17 protein-coding genes are annotated in these 16754 nt (G+C 49.0%); 14 read left to right on the top strand and 3 right to left on the bottom strand.

Annotated features, from left to right (window positions below; genetic code table 11):
* Positions 1 to 105 precede the first annotated feature (105 nt).
* The 9 genes from HMPREF0645_RS12550 (at position 106) to HMPREF0645_RS13510 (ending at position 8283) form a co-directional block, all read left to right on the top strand.
* Positions 106 to 666, top strand: a complete 561-nt coding sequence (locus HMPREF0645_RS12550) for a hypothetical protein (RefSeq protein WP_169305468.1) — start codon at positions 106 to 108, stop codon at positions 664 to 666.
* Positions 667 to 809: 143 nt separating this feature from the next.
* Positions 810 to 1031 carry a DUF2795 domain-containing protein gene (locus HMPREF0645_RS12545; protein ID WP_007175432.1) on the top strand — a complete coding sequence of 74 codons (222 nt, stop codon included), beginning with the start codon at positions 810 to 812 and terminating at the stop codon, positions 1029 to 1031.
* Positions 1032 to 1107: 76 nt separating this feature from the next.
* A complete protein-coding gene (locus HMPREF0645_RS12540; RefSeq protein ID WP_007175431.1) occupies positions 1108 to 2061 on the top strand; it encodes a PorP/SprF family type IX secretion system membrane protein in 954 nt (317 codons plus the stop codon).
* A gap of 45 nt (positions 2062 to 2106) precedes the next feature.
* A complete protein-coding gene (gene porK, locus HMPREF0645_RS12535) occupies positions 2107 to 3552 on the top strand; it encodes a T9SS ring complex lipoprotein PorK/GldK (RefSeq protein ID WP_007175430.1) in 1446 nt (481 codons plus the stop codon).
* A gap of 5 nt (positions 3553 to 3557) precedes the next feature.
* Positions 3558 to 4370 (top strand): type IX secretion system motor protein PorL/GldL, encoded by an 813-nt coding sequence (porL, locus tag HMPREF0645_RS12530; RefSeq protein ID WP_007175429.1) that lies wholly within the window; start codon positions 3558 to 3560, stop codon positions 4368 to 4370.
* A 65-nt stretch (positions 4371 to 4435) separates the two neighbouring features.
* On the top strand, positions 4436 to 5992 hold the full coding sequence (gene porM / locus HMPREF0645_RS12525; RefSeq protein ID WP_007175428.1) for a type IX secretion system motor protein PorM/GldM: 1557 nt from the start codon (positions 4436 to 4438) through the stop codon (positions 5990 to 5992).
* A gap of 86 nt (positions 5993 to 6078) precedes the next feature.
* Positions 6079 to 7128, top strand: a complete 1050-nt coding sequence (gene porN, locus HMPREF0645_RS12520) for a type IX secretion system ring subunit PorN/GldN (RefSeq protein ID WP_007175427.1) — start codon at positions 6079 to 6081, stop codon at positions 7126 to 7128.
* Positions 7129 to 7201: 73 nt separating this feature from the next.
* Positions 7202 to 7840, top strand: coding sequence for a porin family protein (locus HMPREF0645_RS12515; protein ID WP_007175426.1), 639 nt, complete (start codon positions 7202 to 7204; stop codon positions 7838 to 7840).
* An 89-nt stretch (positions 7841 to 7929) separates the two neighbouring features.
* Positions 7930 to 8283: a nitrous oxide-stimulated promoter family protein gene (locus HMPREF0645_RS13510; protein ID WP_007175425.1), complete on the top strand. Its 354-nt coding sequence runs from the start codon at positions 7930 to 7932 to the stop codon at positions 8281 to 8283.
* A gap of 24 nt (positions 8284 to 8307) precedes the next feature.
* On the opposite strand, the gene HMPREF0645_RS12510 is transcribed toward HMPREF0645_RS13510, so the two are convergent.
* From HMPREF0645_RS12510 to HMPREF0645_RS14270, 3 genes are all read right to left on the bottom strand, one after another.
* Entirely contained in the window at positions 8308 to 10698 is a 2391-nt protein-coding gene (locus HMPREF0645_RS12510; protein ID WP_007175424.1) for a glycoside hydrolase family 2 TIM barrel-domain containing protein, read from the bottom strand.
* A gap of 185 nt (positions 10699 to 10883) precedes the next feature.
* Positions 10884 to 11432 (bottom strand): IS4 family transposase, encoded by a 549-nt coding sequence (locus HMPREF0645_RS14275; RefSeq protein WP_419185651.1) that lies wholly within the window; start codon positions 11430 to 11432, stop codon positions 10884 to 10886.
* Complete coding sequence (locus tag HMPREF0645_RS14270; protein ID WP_007175422.1) at positions 11381 to 11698, bottom strand: hypothetical protein; 318 nt, start codon at positions 11696 to 11698, stop codon at positions 11381 to 11383. Before HMPREF0645_RS14270 ends, HMPREF0645_RS14275 begins: the two co-directional genes overlap by 52 nt.
* A gap of 961 nt (positions 11699 to 12659) precedes the next feature.
* On the opposite strand from HMPREF0645_RS14270, the gene argR reads away from it, so the two are divergent.
* The 5 genes from argR (at position 12660) to argC (ending at position 16726) form a co-directional block, all read left to right on the top strand.
* Positions 12660 to 13130 carry an arginine repressor gene (gene argR / locus HMPREF0645_RS12500; RefSeq protein ID WP_007175419.1) on the top strand — a complete coding sequence of 157 codons (471 nt, stop codon included), beginning with the start codon at positions 12660 to 12662 and terminating at the stop codon, positions 13128 to 13130.
* A gap of 8 nt (positions 13131 to 13138) precedes the next feature.
* The gene (locus tag HMPREF0645_RS12495) at positions 13139 to 13777 is read left to right on the top strand and encodes a GNAT family N-acetyltransferase (protein ID WP_007175418.1); all 639 of its coding nucleotides are present in this window, start codon (positions 13139 to 13141) and stop codon (positions 13775 to 13777) included.
* A gap of 62 nt (positions 13778 to 13839) precedes the next feature.
* Positions 13840 to 15039, top strand: coding sequence for an argininosuccinate synthase (locus tag HMPREF0645_RS12490; protein WP_156777940.1), 1200 nt, complete (start codon positions 13840 to 13842; stop codon positions 15037 to 15039).
* Positions 15040 to 15382: 343 nt separating this feature from the next.
* The gene (locus HMPREF0645_RS12485; protein ID WP_007175416.1) at positions 15383 to 15577 is read left to right on the top strand and encodes a PspC domain-containing protein; all 195 of its coding nucleotides are present in this window, start codon (positions 15383 to 15385) and stop codon (positions 15575 to 15577) included.
* 132 nt (positions 15578 to 15709) lie between these two features.
* Entirely contained in the window at positions 15710 to 16726 is a 1017-nt protein-coding gene (argC, locus tag HMPREF0645_RS12480) for an N-acetyl-gamma-glutamyl-phosphate reductase (RefSeq protein ID WP_007175415.1), read from the top strand.
* The last annotated feature ends 28 nt before the right edge of the window (positions 16727 to 16754 follow it).

Genomic DNA, 16754 nt, shown 5'->3' with positions numbered 1-16754 from the left:
GCCATGTAAAGAGGTATGCTATCTGTTAATTTTGAAGGAATGAAGTGCACGTGGCTGACGAGGACAAGGCCTATTGACAGGTTTATGCCTCTCCATAGAATCAGAATGTGGCTGAAGGGCTTCGGTCATGGCAGGGGCTTTGGCATTCAGTCCCCATGGGCTTATCATTTTGTGCGCTATGTTATTAAGGAGAAGTGGCCTTATTATGCATACGCAAGACTAGGTCAGGAATATCCGGATTATGATTTAGATGATCGTCGATTGGCTGAGTTGTATTTCAGGATAGCCAATTATAGTCAACCCTACCGCTGGGGATTCTGTTTGGATCAGTTTGATATTCAAGCAGATTATGTCCAGGCCGGATGTTTGAAGACTTCGATAGTTGATTGTGTAGATGGATACGATATGGATCAAATAGCTGAATGCGACATTCTCGTTATGACTTTAGAGGGTAACTGGAAAAAAATATATAGTCAATTTGCAAGGCATGCCAGTTCTCAATCCATCTTGATTGTAGAAGACATTCATGTTAGCCGATCTGCATATAAAGCTTGGAAGATGATGCAGTCGAATGAGTACAGTGGAGTGAGTTTCGACCTTTATCGATGTGGTCTTGTTTTCTTTGACAAGCAGATGTACAAACAACATTATGTCTTGAATTTTTAAGTCAAGCATTACAATGTCATTTCATTTATCCGAAAATTCCCCTTTTACTGGTGGTTGTGCCTAAAATTAGTAGTAAAACGTTTGGATATTCAAAGAAATTGTTTATTTTTGCGCCACAAATGAAACACATTAAACATTAAACTATGTATTGGACACTGGATTTGGCTTCTAAACTGGAGGATGCTCCATGGCCAGCAACAAAAGAAGAATTGATAGACTATGCCATACGTTCTGGAGCTCCCGCAGAAGTTTTGGAAAACTTGCAGGAGATAGAAGACGAGGGCGATGTATATGACAATATAGAAGATATTTGGCCAGATTATCCCACAAAGGATGATTTTCTCTGGGACGAAGAAGAGTATTAAAACAAACACCACATTATAAAGAGCCGTTCTTGATTGCAAAGAACGGCTTTTTTTATACGCAATATTTTTTTGTACAATGCGTTATAGAAATGTGTTTAAACGCAATTGGATCATCGTATTATTGCTGATGGGAGTAAGATTAACAAGCCATGCGCAGTATGACCCCTATTTCAGTCATTACTTCGACATGGAAACATCGTATAATCCCGGTGCAGTGGGTAAGCAGCCGAAAATCAATGTTACAGCTGCCTACGCTATGGATTTGGCTGGTTTTGAACATAATCCACAGACGGCCTATGCCTCGGCTGATATACCTTTTTATGCCATAAAGACCTATCATGGTGCAGGCGTTCAGCTTTTGAATGACAAACTCGGTCTTTTCACTCATCAAAAGCTTGCGTTGCAATATGCCCTCAAGTTCAAACTCTTTGGTGGACAAATGAGTACCGGAGTTCAAGTAGGAATGCTCAGCGAGGGATTCGACGGCTCAAAGATAGATCTGGAAGATTCGGGCGACCCCGCCTTTTCGACCTCGACGCTGAATGGCAACGCCTTGGATTTGGGTGCCGGACTTTATTATACCCGCAGGAATCTGTATGTCGGAGTTTCCGTCCAGCACCTTACTTCTCCCTTGGTCAACTTAGGAGAAACCAACGAATTGCAAATCGACAGAACCTATTATTTAACGGGAGGATACAATATAAAACTCCGCAATCCGTTTCTAACTATAAAGCCCTCGTTCATGGTGCGCACAGACATGACTGCTTATCGTGCCGACGTTACAGGCAGGTTGGTGTACACGAATGACGAAAAAATAATGTATGGTGGCATTGGTTACAGTCCCACCAATTCTGTTACAGTGATGGTTGGAGGCAATTTCCATGGAATCATGCTGGGATACAGTTATGAAGTCTACACCTCGGCAATCAATCCGGGCAATGGAAGTCACGAGCTGTTTATCGGTTATCAGCACGATATCAACCTTGTTAAAAAGGGCAAAAATCTTCACAAGAGCGTCAGAATATTGTAGTCAAGGACAATTCTAAAACAGAAAATGAGGAATCAAGACTGATATATGAAAAAGAATATAATCATAGCTTTATGCCTGTTGGCATTCACGGCAACGCTTTCCGGATGTTTCAGCGCCAAGTCCGCATCAGCCTCCGGGAGAGGCGGAGAAGTTGTGGGAGTGGGTGGCAAGCCGTTCACCGAACCCACTCCGTATGGTATGGTACGCATAGATCGTGGCTATCTCAAGATGGGACTCGATGGGCAGGACACCCTGTGGGGCAAGAAGACCCCGATGCGCGACATATCTGTCGATGGTTTTTGGATCGACGAAACGGAAATTACCAACTCACAGTACAAGCAATTTGTGATGTGGGTGCGCGACAGCATCCTGCGCACCCGTTTGGCCGACCCGTCCTACGGAGGTGACGAGACCTATCTGATAACTGAGGACAAGTACGGCGACCCCGTTACGCCGCATTTGAATTGGAAAAGACGATTGCCACGCAAGCCGAATGAAGACGAGGAGCGAGCCATCGAAAGCCTGTACGTCACGAATCCTGTAACGGGCGAGAAACTGCTTGATTATAAGCAGATGAACTACAAGTACGAGGTATATGACTATGCCGCTGCCGCTCTCCGCCGCAACCGCTTGAACCCTGAGGAGCGCAATCTGAATACCGATGTCACCGTCGATCCCAACGAGGTGGTGATGATTAGTAAGGACACGGCCTATATCGACGACGAGGGACGCATTGTCAGCGAGACCATCAATCGCGAACTGTCCGGTCCGTGGGACTTCCTCAATACCTATATCGTGAATATTTATCCGGACACAACCGTATGGGTCAACGATTTCCGCAATTCAGAAAACGAGACCTACCTTCGCAATTATTTCTCCAACGCAGCCTACAATGATTACCCCGTCGTCGGAGTTACCTGGGAGCAGGCCAATGCCTTCTGTGCTTGGCGCACCGACTATCTGCTCAAGGGACTGGGCGACGAAGCCCGTTATATCCAGCGCTACCGTCTACCCACAGAAGCAGAATGGGAGTATGCCGCCCGCGGGAAAGATCAAACGGAATTTCCTTGGGAAAACGAATCCGTGTCCAATGCAGGCGGATGCTTTTATGCCAACTTCAAGCCCGACCGTGGCAATTACACCAAGGACGGCAACCTGATATGCAGTAAGGTGGGCAGTTACTCGCCCAACAGCAATGGACTCTACGATATGGCCGGCAATGTGGCAGAATGGACCAGCACCATCTACACCGAGGCCGGCGTGGATGCCATGAACGACCTGAACCCCCAACTCAAGTACAATGCCGCCAAGGAAGACCCTTATCGTTTGAAGAAGAAAAGTGTGCGTGGCGGCTCATGGAAAGACCCGGAGAGTTATATCCGGTCAGCCTGGCGCACGTGGGAATATCAGAATCATCCAAGATCATACATTGGCTTCCGTTGCGTGCGTTCATTGGCCAACTCGATTACAGGAAAACAAAAAAGGAAATAAGCATCATGTCTAATTATAGCAAATACAATCTTGTGTATCGTCTGCAGAAGTGGATAGATACCGTTCCCGGACAGACCTTTCTTAATTACGCCTACAGCTGGGGTGCCTCCGTCGTTATCTTGGGTGCACTCTTCAAGCTCACCCACCTTCCCGGAGCCAACATCATGTTGTTCCTCGGCATGGGTACCGAGGTGCTTGTGTTCTTCATCTCAGCGTTTGACCGTCCTTTCGACAAGACCGCCGATGGGCGTGAGATTCCGACCCGTATTACAGAAGAGTATCTTGCCACCGGAACGGTGAATTATTCCGATGAGCATACGCCTGTGACGCACGCTCCGGCCGTTGCACAAGAATCAGACTTGGCCGGCCAGCATGCCCCGCAGCCTGTATCAGCGCAGCCCGCAGATTCGCCCGCTGCCGCCACCATATCCCAGCCTAATTTCGTACCCCAAATGTCGGCCGAGGAAGCAGAGTCCCTCAACGAGGCCCAGTCCAACTATGTTGACCAGCTCAAGAAACTCGTTGAGACACTTGAAAAAGTTAACGAACAGAGTACGCGCCTTACCCGCGACAGCGAGGAGATGGAAAATCTCAACCGCACACTTACGGGTATCAGCAAGGTTTACGAAATGCAGCTGAAGGGCGCAAGCCAGCAAATCGGCACCATTGACCAAATCAACGACCAAAGCCTCAGGATGGCCAAGCAGATCGAAAGACTCAACCAGATCTATGCCCGCATGATCGAAGCCATGACCGTGAATATGCCAATGGGTGCCCCGGGAAGCGTTCCCCCACAGACTTCGCAGCCCACCGACTAATCGGAACTTACCTTTTTCTTACTTCTTTTAAGTTCCACATCCCCTATCCAAAGAATAAACAGTAAATGGCAATAAAGAAAAGACCAGTCTCTCCTCGTCAGAAGATGATCAACCTGATGTATATCGTCTTGCTGGCCATGCTTGCCCTCAATATTTCCACGGAGGTGCTTAATGGTTTTGCCGTGGTCGAGGAGAGCCTGAACCGTACAACGACTAACGCTACCATAGAGAACGAATCGCTTTATGGGGATTTCAAACAGCAGATGGATGCCAACCCGGCCAAAGTGAAAGCTTGGTTTGCCAAGGCCACCGAGGTGAAAAACATGAGCGATTCGCTCTACAACCTTGCCCAGGAACTGAAGTTGGCCATCGTGAGAGAGGCCAGTGGCAAGGATGCCACGCTGGCCGATGCAGAGAACAACGACAACATCGATGCCGCAGGAACGGTGATGCTCGCCCCCATTACCGGGAAGGGACAGCTGCTCTATAATTCGATCAACAGTTTCCGAAACCGCATTCTGAACTACGTAGCCGACCCCGAACAGCGCAAGCTGATCGATAACAGTCTGTCCACGGCCGTTCCCAGAAAGGCCAACACCTTGGGCAAGAACTGGCAGGAATACATGTTCGAGAATATGCCTGTGGCGGCTGCCGTAACGTTGTTGTCCAAATTGCAGAACGACGTTCGCCATGCCGAAGGGCAGGTGCTCCACACGTTGGTTTCCAACATCGACCTCAAGGACATCCGTGTCAACAAGTTGTCGGCTTTTGTCGTACCCGAAAAGACAACCCTCTACCCCGGCGAACGTTTCGCGGCCAGCATTGTGATGGCAGCTATGGATACGACCAAGCAGCCCGAGATCTACGTCAATGGCAGCAGAGTCAATTCCACAAACGGTCGCTACAGCTTCACGGCCGGGGGCGTAGGCGACCATCAGTTCAGCGGCTATATCCTGATGCGCAACGCTGCCGGCGACATTCTCCGCCGCGAGTTTAGTCAGAAATACAGTGTCATTCCCGTTCCCGGTGGTGCAACACTGGCAGCCGACCTGATGAACGTGCTCTATGCTGGATACAGGAACCCCATCAGCGTGAGTGTTCCGGGCGTGCCCCAAAATGCAGTTTCTGTGAGCATGACCGGCGGAAGCCTTTCTGCGACGGGAGCCGGGCGATATATTGCCGTGCCCTCTGCCGTAGGTCGCGACGTCACTTTCAAGGTGTCTGCGCGCGACGGAGGCAAGGTGCGCTCGTTCCCACCGTTCACGTTCAAGGTCCGCAAGTTGCCCGATCCCACGCCATACATCGCGTTGGGCACCGACAGATACAAGGGCGGAAACCTGGCCAAGGCCGGACTTATGGGAGCCACTCGCCTCAATGCAGCTATCGACGACGGCATTCTCGACATACAGTTCAGGGTGACCGGTTTCTCCGCCGTGTTCTATGACAATATGGGCAATGCCGTGCAGATGGCATCGGCCGGTGACGAATTCACCGATAGAATGCGCGACCAGTTCCGTCGCTTGTCGCGTGGACGTCGCTTCTACATCACAGAGGTCAAAGCCGTTGGCCCCGACGGCATTACGCGAACCTTGCCGGGAGCCATGGAAGTGAAACTGAGATAAACGGAGTGGGAGATTGGAATCGCCCTCCACGTGCTCCTGATTCTCCACCCCAAAAGATATACACCAGAAAGAACAATGATTAGATAATGAAAAGAATAGTTTTAATGCTGTTTATCGCATGCCTCACCTTGAGTGCCACAGCTCAGCCCAAGGCAAGACGTGCCGAGCAAGCCGCCCGAGAGCAACAGTCGAACAAAAACAACATGACAATCCGCGCCCAAATATCATTTCCCACGGAGGCAAAGATGGACGAGGATGTCGTGTGGCGTCGGGATGTCTATCGCGAGCTCGACCTCCGCGATGATGCCAACGCGGGGCTGTATTATCCTGTCGAACCCCTCGGTGGGCAGATGAATCTCTTTACCTATATGTTCAAACTCATCATGGCCGGTCCCAACCATGGCGGCATCGCGGCCTATTCATACGATGTGAACACAGGCAATGAGCGTTTCGAGGAATCCTTGCGTGTTAGCCCCTTGAAATTCTTGGACGACTACCAAATCTATTACGAGCGAACCGACCGCGGTGTCCATATCTCCGACAGCGACATTCCTTCGGGCGAGGTGAAGGGTTATTTCGTCAAGGAAAGCGCCTACTACGACCAGTCCACGGCCACGTTCCACACACAGGTACAGGCCATCTGCCCGGTGATGTATCGCGAGGATGATTTCGGCGACGGCACCACCAAATATCCTTTGTTCTGGGTGAAATACAATGAGTTGGCTCCGTTCTTGGCCAAGCAGACCATCATGACCAGTAACCTTAACAATGCAGCCACGATGAGCATCGACGACTATTTCACGATGAACGCTTACAAGGGAAAAATTTATAAAACCACCAACATGCTGGGACAGACACTGGCACAGGTGGCCGGTGGCGACACCGCCAAACTCTCCCGCGAGCAGATGCGTATCGAACACGAAATTGAAAACTTCGAAAAGGCCATGTGGGGCAACCAGGCTCGCAAGGATTCGCTCGACTCGATAGCTCACTTGGACAAAAAAGATAAAAAAGCACTCAAGAGAAACCGACGCGCGCGTGGCGGCAGCAGTGCAAAGGTGAAAAACCGTCGCAGTTCGTCCTCTTCCTCCGGCAGTTCCGCTGCCCGCATCTCGGTGCGTCGCCAGCGCCATTAATCGACTTGGAAGCAACAGGTTCATTTGCTTCCTTTCGAAAACTTTTATTTTATAAGCTTTAATCAATATTATTATGAAAAAGTATGTATCCCTTATCATGCTGGCAGTAGCTATGATGTTTGCCCAGAAGGCTGATGCCCAGTTACAGTTCGGTGTAAAAGGCGGACTCAACGTCTCAAGCATTAGCTTCAACCAAGACTTGTTCGACAGTAGCAACCGCTCAGGGTGGTTTTTGGGCCCGACAATGAAACTTTCCACTCCTATTTTGGGGCTTGGTTTGGACGCTTCTGCCCTTTACGAGCAGAAATCCTCCCAAGTAGAGAACACCAAGGTGCAGAGTGGTGAGACGACGATCAATCAAAAGTCAGTGATTATTCCCGTCAATGTTCGTTGGGGATTTGGCTTGGGTAGCATGGCCAGTATGTTTGTTTTTGCCGGCCCTCAATTTGGTTTCAATGTTGGTAAGGACGAGTTCACCTGGACCAGCCGGGAGGACTATCAGAATACGTTCCAGTTGAAGAAGTCGAATCTCAGCGTCAACGTAGGTGCCGGTGTCTCGCTCCTCAAACATCTGCAGGTTACGGCCAATTACAGCATCGCAACGGGCAAAACCGGTGAGGCTAAAGTGAGCAAGGTGATTGACGATACTTATGACACGATTACGACAGGCAAGGCCAATGCGTGGCAAGTTTCGTTGTCCTATTTTTTTTAGGAACTGTTCAACCAACATGGCGTTTCGACCGATTCGTGGTTGGTTCAGTGGAGCACTTGGGAAAGGAAGCCTAAGCAATAGTTGAACGGATGAATAATCGGATCAAGGAGGAGAAGAAGGTCGTAGAGCAAATGATTGCCTTGTATTGCCGAAGAAATGAGGGCAATGCAAGTTTATGCGCAGCTTGTAATGAGTTGTTGAAATATGCCTTGGAAAGGCTCGACCATTGCAAATATGGGTGTGACAAACCTACTTGCAAGAAATGTCCTATACACTGCTATCGTCCTGATATGAGGGTGCGTATTACAGCAATTATGCGGTGGGCTGGTCCAAGAATGATGCTTTATCATCCCGTTTCAGCGGCGAAACACCTTTTAAGAGAACTGCATACTCGTTCCTTGAAAACCAGTCGCTCAACTGGTTTTCAAGGAACGACTAATTAATTATTGTAATATTGCAAATTCATTTCAAGGGATTGCCTTGACAGATTTGAGCAAAATTTTTGCCCTTTTCAAATTATTGGCAGTAGCGGTGAGTTGTAGGTTACCAGCCTTGCGTGTGCTTCTTACTACCATCATTGCCCGTCCTTTCCACGTCTTGAACGTGTGGCTACTATAGGGTGTTGTTTCCTTGATGTCAGCATTACCTACGGCGACGATGGTGCCATTACCCTTGAGACTGAATGAAATATCATAACTGGCATTTGGATCGAGCCGACCTTCTGCATCGACCACTTCTACCGTTATAAATGAAAGATCTTGCCCGTCAGCTAAAATTCGGCTTCTGTCGGCAGTGAGTTTGATGGACTTTGCAGCTGATGCGGAGACAAGCAGCTGACGTTCCATAACCGTCTCACCGTCCAAACCTTCTGCGCGGAGCTGTCCTGCTCTATAGGGAGTCTTGAATACGGCTTTGAATTCTGTGTCGCGTCCGGTGTTTTGCTCGCCAATCAACTGATCATTGAGATACAAACGAACCCGTGGATATTTGGAACAAACCACCACTTCGATGTCTTTGCCTTCCCATCCCGGCCAATTCCAACTTTCCCATGTGGGCCACACTGCCCACCGTCCGGTCGTGATAGTGCCGTTCCCCTGCCAGTCATTAGGTTCGCGAACGGCCATGTATAGTTTCTCGTCATTGTTCCAGAGCATATTGCGATAATGACCGATGGGTTTCAGCCATCCTATGAAATCAATATCGCCACAGTAGGAGGCATGCCACGGATAGAGAGGTCTTTCATAGTGTTCGCCCGGAACATCATCCTCATACCACCATCGCCCGATGCCTGATTCACCGAGATAATCGATGGATGTCCATACAAAATCACCCACAACGTATGGATTGTCGTGAACCATTGCCCAACTTTTAAAAGCATCGTTGGGATATGATTCGGTTTGCATCATCACCCGGTTGGGCACCCGGAGATGGTCGCTGGGAGCCTTATGAATTATGTAGTTGTAGCCAGTGATGTCGAGTTGGGCGACCAATGGGTCATAAATTTCCCAATCGCTGTCCCATGCTGCCAGTGCGGAGGTGATAGGGCGAGTTTTGTCCCATGCGTGAACGGCTTCGCGCAAGCGGCGTGCTGTAGTCACCACCTCAATCTTCTTGCGCTCGATGACTTCATTGCCAATACTCCAGCAGAAGATGCTGGGATGATTTCGGTCGCGGCGAACCATCGCTTCAATGTCTTTGGCAAACCATTTGTCGAATAGCGTGTGATAATCTTGGTCGTTCTTTGCGTCCCTCCAGCCGTCGAAGGCTTCATCGATAACCAGCAATCCCAAACGGTCGCAGGCATCGAGAAAAGCTTCCGATGGAGGGTTGTGCGACGTGCGCACAGCATTGTATCCGGCTTCTTTCATCAGTTCTACACGTCTTGTCTCGGCACGATCGAAGGTTGCTGCACCGAGAATACCATTGTCATGGTGAACACATCCGCCGTTGAGCAGAATGGGATTGCCATTGAGCAGAAGCCCTTTCTCTGCGGAAAAGTCCACGGTTCTGATGCCGAAAGTTTTGTCCACGGCATCGCCTGTGGACAGTTCGATGTGCGCCTGATAGAGATTCGGGTGCTCCGGACTCCATAGCTTAGCGTCTTTCACTGCTATGGTTTGTTCAACCTCCTGCTTGCTATTGGCAGGGATGGTGAGAGGTGTATGCTGCGAAGTGCCGTCGGATAGGGTGGTGGTAAGCAGTATGGTTTGTTGTTCGCCCAATGTATTAGACACGAGCGTCTTGACCTTTACGGTGTTCAGGTCGAGTGTCGTAATGTGCACACCCCAGTTGTCGATGTGTACCGGCTCGGCAGCCATGAGCCACGCATGTCTGTAAATGCCCGAACCTGTGTACCAGCGGCAGTTTTTCTGTCGTGAGTTGTCAGCTCTCACTGCCACTACGTTTTTCCCTGTTTGCACCAAAGATGTGATATCACAATAGAAAGAAGAGAAGCCATAAGGATGTCCACCGGCCAGTTTGCCGTTGACATATACTTTGGAATCCTGGTATATCCCTTCGAAGTAGAGCCATAACATCTTGCCCTGATAGGCCTTCGTAAGGTCGAAGGTTTTGCGATACCAGCCGATGCCCGTGGGGTAATAGCCGCCATCGTTCCCGGCAGGAGCGTTGGCATCCACCTTCATAGCGATGCTCCAGTCGTGCGGAAGATTCACGGTAGTCCAGTTGTGGTCTTGAAAAGCTGTTTGCTCAGCATCGTTAACATCACCGATATGGAATCTCCAGTTGAAGTCGAAAAGTTGTTTACGAGGCACATTGCTTGTCCCGGCACACAAGGAAACACTGATGCCGAGCATTAATAGCAGAATAAGTGTATGTTTTTTAACATTCATGTTCATTAGTGACTATTGGATGAGTTCTATAGGGTAGAGTTAGGTGTCGAGTGCAAAGTTACATAATTTTAGCTATATTATCAGGTTTTTAAATATACAATGTTCTTTCCTGCTCTACGCTTTATCAATAAAACGTCTCTTCTTTCTCCGTGAATATTCTAAGTGATTATTTACTACTGTCCGGTTAAATTTCACCAAAGCGAAAGTTGGCGATCATTTTCCGGATTTTGCTTAATAATTGTTTTATCAAATAGTTCATTCAACGGTGTTTTCTCAAAGAGAACTTGTCCAATGATGTTAGAGAATATGTAAAGATTTTGCTTAATATGATACATCTTCAAAGCAATAATAAGCAGCAGATAATCGCAGATGGCTATCCATATTTGCGTAAAAACTGCATTCTGTGTTGTTACATAGAACGACTTGATATGCAAGTGCTGCTTGATCCATTTGAAGAATGTCTCAATAGTCCAACGCTCTCGGTAGAGTTCTGCAATGGTAATTGCTGGAAGGATGAAGTCATTAGTCAGGAATCGATACACAACGTTCTGAGCATAGTCTTCATATATAACCAATCGCAACACGTCTGGATATTTCTTGGCAGTAAAAAGGCCAGTGAGACTGATTGTTTTATCAGAGATGACACCAGTCTGTCTATCAACCTCTCTTGTCTCGAAAACATTGTACTTCATATTATCCTTTGCTCGGGTAACAAAGTATGCATGTTGCTGTTGAAAGATTCGGAACAGCCGATCAAAATCGACATATCCTTATAAAGGTCCTTAGCTTTATCGACAGGTATCATTGCATAGTCTTGATAAATACGCCAGTCTTTCTTTTCGTTCATATTAGCAAGAGTAGACTTTGGTATGATTTTCAACCCCGCATGGTACAATTTGGAGTTGAATGCAGTAAGTTGAGCTTCTATGCTTCGAAGACTTGCACTGGTAGTTTCCCTCTTCTCTCTTCCCTCTTCATTCTTCCCTTTTCTCTCTTCCCTCTTCATTCTTCATTCTTCATTCTTCATTTATAGCAGTAACGGTAGCAGGAGGTCGTGAAATGTCGTGAAAGTCGTTGCGAAATACGTTTTGTGTCGATGCAGATATTCTGATATTGTTTGCGCAGCAAACGCAAAGATATTTTGCGATGAGCTTTATTGTCCATACAAAGATATTCTCCATATATTCTAAGATTCGGCGAAGCCGAGCGGAGAATTCACAATTCACAATTCACAATTCACAATTCACAATTTACAATTTACAATTTACAATTAGGCTAACGCGTTGGCAATGCAAATTATTTGCAAGCTCATCAACTCGTCACAATTGGCTGCGCATTATCGGGTATCAGGAGCGAACGGGGAGAGGGGTGTAAAAATGAATGACTGTTTTTCGGCCTCCCGCTGTCCGGTCATCCAGAGAAAAAAGCGCCATGTTTTGATCTTGGATTTCAGTGGGTAAAGCCTGAAAACGATGCGTGCAGCGCGGTTACTACCTTTTCGCCCGACAGTTAAAGTTTAACGGGCACGCGACGAAGCTGTAACCATGACGCGATGAGAGCGCTACCGCAGCGTCATTCGATAGCCAACGGCGAATGGGGAAAACGAGTGCATATGGGTTGTGTTTTCGAAACAGCTGATTATCAACTAACTACGAATTTCTCAAATTTCGCGAATTTCAGAAGAAACATCTTGTATTTTTAAATGCGCCAAGCATTTGCGCACGATTGTCAAGAAAAATATTCTATTTCACATGTGACGTTGAACTGGGATGGACGGTGGCTGACAGGATTTTGGAAAGCTCTGCGAGGTGTGCTAAAACCACCTTGTTTTTATACAACCTTGTGCTTATAAAAATGCAATGAATCGTCAAACGGCAGGATAAATGCTTAAAAATATACGATATTATTTTGATATTAGGGAATAAATTTATAATTTTGTAGCACGGTTAGGAATAAAAATACATTTTATGAAAATGAAAGATCGACGGCTTGAAACCATTAAGATGATTATTTCAAGCCAGGAGCTGGGCAGCCAGGAAGAAGTGTTGCAAGAACTCAAGAAGGCGGGGTTTACCCTGACACAAGCCACCCTGAGCCGAGACTTTAAACAGCTGAAAATTGCCAAGGCGGCCAGCATGAACGGACAATATGTCTATGTACTGCCCAATGAGACCATGTATAAGCGTGTTCACAAGCCGATGTCGGCCATGGAAATGATGCAGACCCCGGGCTTCCGGTCTGTCGATTTCTCGGGAAACATGGCCGTTATCAAAACCCGACCGGGCTATGCCAGTTCCATCGCCTACAACATCGACAACAGCGATGTGAAAGAGATCTTGGGTACCATAGCCGGCGACGACACCATCCTCATTGTCCTGAGAGAGGGCACCGATCGCGAGGATGTGCTGCGGGGACTGAGTGGAATCGTAGAATTTTAAAATTTAAAATGGAAGAGATACAAGTTATGGTGGCCGACGAGACACATATTAAATATGTCGACACCATTCTGAGGACCATCGAAGAAGCGGCCAAGGTGCGGGGCACGGGCATAGCCAAGCGTTCGCCCGACTACGTGGCTACCAAAATGAAAGAGGCCAAGGCCGTGATCGCACTGCAGGGCGAGAAGTTCGCCGGATTCAGCTATATCGAGACCTGGGGCAACAAACGGTATGTCACCACATCGGGACTGATCGTGCATCCCGATTTTCGAGGAATGGGACTGGCCAAACGCATCAAGAACCTGACGTTCACCCTGGCCCGCGTGCGCTGGCCTCACGCCAAAATCTTCTCGCTCACCAGCGGTTCGGCGGTGATGAAGATGAATACCCAGCTGGGGTATCACCCGGTGACCTTTGCCGACCTGACCGACGACGAGGCTTTCTGGCGGGGATGCGAGGGATGCATCAACAAAGACATTCTGCACCGCACCAATCGCAAGTTCTGCATATGCACGGGCATGCTCTTCGACCCCGAAGACCATCTGCCGGCCAAAATTCCGGAAGAGACGATCGAGCGATTCAGGAAGATCGACACAGTGCAGGCGCACGAACCCACGGGTCGGGATGCGAATGGAAAGGAATCCTGAGACGTGCGGGGAGAGATGAAGAGATGATCAAAAAAGTAATCAAAGAGAAAAACAGCAGAGATATGAAAAAGAAAGTAGTTGTCGCCTTCAGTGGCGGATTGGACACATCGTACACCGTGATGAAACTCGCCCACGACGGGTGGGATGTTTATGCGGCCTGCGCCAATACGGGGGGCTTCAGTGCTGAGCAACTGAAAACCAACGAGGAAAACGCCTACAAACTGGGCGCAACGAAGTATGCGACGCTCGACGTGACGCAGGAATATTATGAAAAAAGCCTGAAATACATGATCTTCGGCAATGTGCTGCGCAACAACTGTTATCCCATCTCGGTATCCTCGGAGCGCATTTTTCAGGCCATTGCCATAGCCCGCTATGCCAACGAAATTGGTGCGGACGCCATTGCACACGGCTCCACGGGCGCGGGCAACGACCAGATTCGCTTTGACATGACCTTCTTGGTGATGGCTCCGGGTGTGGAAATCATCACGCTGACACGCGACCATGCCCTCTCCCGCCAAGAGGAGGTGGACTATCTGAACGCGCATGGCTTCAAGGCCGACTTCACCAAGCTGAAATATTCGTACAACGTGGGCATCTGGGGCACCAGCATCTGCGGTGGCGAGCTGCTCGATCCCACACAGGGTCTGCCCGAGGAGGCCTATCTGAAACATGTGACTGCCAGCGAGGAAGAAACCGAATTGCGCATTGAGTTCAAGAAGGGTGAGATATCTGCCGTGAACGGTGAGGAGTTCGACGACCCAATCAAGGCCATCCAGAAGATTGAGGAAATAGGCGCGTCGTATGCCATTGGCCGCGACTGCAACGTGGGCGACACCATTATTGGCATCAAGGGGCGGGTGGCTTTCGAGGCTGCCGCACCCCTGCTGATCATCGAAGCTCACCGCCTGTTGGAGAAGTCCACGCTCTCCAAATGGCAGCAATACTGGAAGGATCAGGTGGCCAATTGGTACGGAATGTTCCTGCACGAGAGTCAATATCTCGAGCCGGTGATGCCCGATATGGAGGCCTTTCTCGAAAGTTCGCAGCGCCACGTCAACGGTACAGCCATTCTGAAGCTTCGCCCCTACAGTTTTCAGACGGTGGGAGTGGATTCAGAGGACGACCTCACAAAATCCAAACTCGGCGAATATGGCGAGATGCAGCACGGTTGGACGGCCGACGATGCCAAGGGATTCATCAAGATTCAGTCCACGCCGCTGCGTGTGTTCTACGGCATGCACCCCGACGAGGAGCGGTAAGAATAGGCTCCCGATGCGCCTCTTCGAGGCGGGGGAACGCGTGGGTCTGACCGCGATGTCATAACAAAAAATAACAAGCGGCATGCAATTTTTTGGTCGACATGACGTTAAGCCTATACAGGATTGGCACAAATCAAGGTTACCACGGTCAATGGGTGACTTCAAATAGAACATAGTTAACATGGGTGGAATCTTGTCCGCTTTCAGTCTTTTATCGGTGCCACGCATCAGCGCACTCGGGCGAGCAGTCTGCTACATGATCCGAACTGCGTATGCCTAACCCCATAACGGGTTTGAAACGAGGCAGGACAAATTGACACACCCGCTTAAAAACGATGTAATCATGGCAAATGGAAAGAAATTGGTAAGGTCAAAAAGCAATAGGGTTTTGGCCGGTGTGGTAGGCGGATTTGCACAGTATTGGAACATAGACCCGACGACGGCTCGCATTATTTATGCTGTTCTGACGGTTTGTACAGCCTTCAGCGGCGTACTGCTCTATATCCTCCTTTGGATGGTTATCCCACAAGAAAGATAAGATTTCTCCCGGACTTGTCGCCAACAGCTGGCGACAAGCGGGGGGAATAGATGCCAAACGAAGCAACATTTTTAAACAGCAGTCCGACTTTCCCTTTGAACCAAAAGAGGGAAAGAGGACTCTTTATTGGTTATGATAAAAATAGGAATACTTGGAGGAGCTGGTTATACGGGTGGCGAACTCATTCGTTTGCTCATCAACCATCCCCACGCAGAGATTAAGTTTGTTAACAGCAGAAGTCATGCCGGCAGTCTGATCGCCGATGTGCACGAGGGACTGTATGGTGACACCACGATGCAGTTCACCTCGGAGATGCCCTTCGACGAGGTGGATGTCCTGTTCTTATGCTTCGGTCATGGCAATAGTGAGGCTTTCCTGAGTGAGCATGAGGTGCCGGAACGTGTGAAAATCGTGGATCTGGCACAGGATTTTCGCCATCAGCCCACAGCAAAGATTGCAGAGACGGCGGCCGAATTGCAGCATCCCACATCGGCCGTGCATAACTATGTCTACGGGCTTCCCGAAATTAACCAATCGAGAATTGCCCAAGCACAGCACGTGGCCAACCCCGGATGCTTTGCCACCTGTATTCAACTGGGACTGTTGCCAGCCGCCAACATGAAACTCATCAACAAGGATGTGAGTGTGAACGCCATCACAGGCAGCACGGGAGCGGGGGTGAAGCCCGGTGCAACCACCCACTTCTCGTGGCGCACGGGCAACATCAGCATTTACAAGGCGCTGTGCCATCAGCACGTGCCTGAAATCAGACAGAGTCTGAAGCAAGTGCAGGGTTACCTTGACGCGGATATCGACTTCATTCCCTATCGTGGGGATTTCGCTCGCGGCATCTTCGCCACGATGGTAGTTCGGACCGACAAGGATATCGACAGCATTGTGGCCGGCTACAAGGACTTTTACAAGGATGCGGCTTTCACGCACTATGTGGACAAGGCGCTCGACCTCAAACAGGTGGTGAACACCAACAAGGCTCTGGTGCATTGTGACAAGGTGGGCGACAAACTGGTCATCACTTCTTGTATCGACAATCTGCTGAAAGGTGCTGTGGGTCAGGCGGTGCAGAACATGAATATCATGTTTGGATTGGAGGAGACGGCCGGACTCAAATTGAAGTCAATTGCTTTTTAAGAAACTGCAGGACGGAGTGCGAGACTAT

This window comes from Hallella bergensis DSM 17361 (assembly GCF_000160535.1).
Taxonomy (GTDB): domain Bacteria; phylum Bacteroidota; class Bacteroidia; order Bacteroidales; family Bacteroidaceae; genus Prevotella; species Prevotella bergensis.
This window is presented reverse-complemented; position numbering and strand designations above follow the sequence as displayed.

Bases quoted from the DNA above. Each gene is read 5' to 3' on its own strand.
- HMPREF0645_RS12550 (WP_169305468.1), top strand. From the start codon at position 106: ATGTGGCTGAAGGGCTTCGGTCATGGCAGGGGCTTTGGCATTCAGTCC.
- HMPREF0645_RS12545 (WP_007175432.1), top strand. From the start codon at position 810: ATGTATTGGACACTGGATTTGGCTTCTAAACTGGAGGATGCTCCATGG.
- HMPREF0645_RS12540 (WP_007175431.1), top strand. From the start codon at position 1,108: ATGCGTTATAGAAATGTGTTTAAACGCAATTGGATCATCGTATTATTG.
- porK (WP_007175430.1), top strand. From the start codon at position 2,107: ATGAAAAAGAATATAATCATAGCTTTATGCCTGTTGGCATTCACGGCA.
- porL (WP_007175429.1), top strand. From the start codon at position 3,558: ATGTCTAATTATAGCAAATACAATCTTGTGTATCGTCTGCAGAAGTGG.
- porM (WP_007175428.1), top strand. From the start codon at position 4,436: ATGGCAATAAAGAAAAGACCAGTCTCTCCTCGTCAGAAGATGATCAAC.
- porN (WP_007175427.1), top strand. From the start codon at position 6,079: ATGAAAAGAATAGTTTTAATGCTGTTTATCGCATGCCTCACCTTGAGT.
- HMPREF0645_RS12515 (WP_007175426.1), top strand. From the start codon at position 7,202: ATGAAAAAGTATGTATCCCTTATCATGCTGGCAGTAGCTATGATGTTT.
- HMPREF0645_RS13510 (WP_007175425.1), top strand. From the start codon at position 7,930: ATGAATAATCGGATCAAGGAGGAGAAGAAGGTCGTAGAGCAAATGATT.
- HMPREF0645_RS12510 (WP_007175424.1), bottom strand. From the start codon at position 10,698: ATGAACATGAATGTTAAAAAACATACACTTATTCTGCTATTAATGCTC.
- HMPREF0645_RS14270 (WP_007175422.1), bottom strand. From the start codon at position 11,698: ATGAAGAGGGAAGAGAGAAAAGGGAAGAATGAAGAGGGAAGAGAGAAG.
- argR (WP_007175419.1), top strand. From the start codon at position 12,660: ATGAAAATGAAAGATCGACGGCTTGAAACCATTAAGATGATTATTTCA.
- HMPREF0645_RS12495 (WP_007175418.1), top strand. From the start codon at position 13,139: ATGGAAGAGATACAAGTTATGGTGGCCGACGAGACACATATTAAATAT.
- HMPREF0645_RS12490 (WP_156777940.1), top strand. From the start codon at position 13,840: ATGAAAAAGAAAGTAGTTGTCGCCTTCAGTGGCGGATTGGACACATCG.
- HMPREF0645_RS12485 (WP_007175416.1), top strand. From the start codon at position 15,383: ATGGCAAATGGAAAGAAATTGGTAAGGTCAAAAAGCAATAGGGTTTTG.
- argC (WP_007175415.1), top strand. From the start codon at position 15,710: ATGATAAAAATAGGAATACTTGGAGGAGCTGGTTATACGGGTGGCGAA.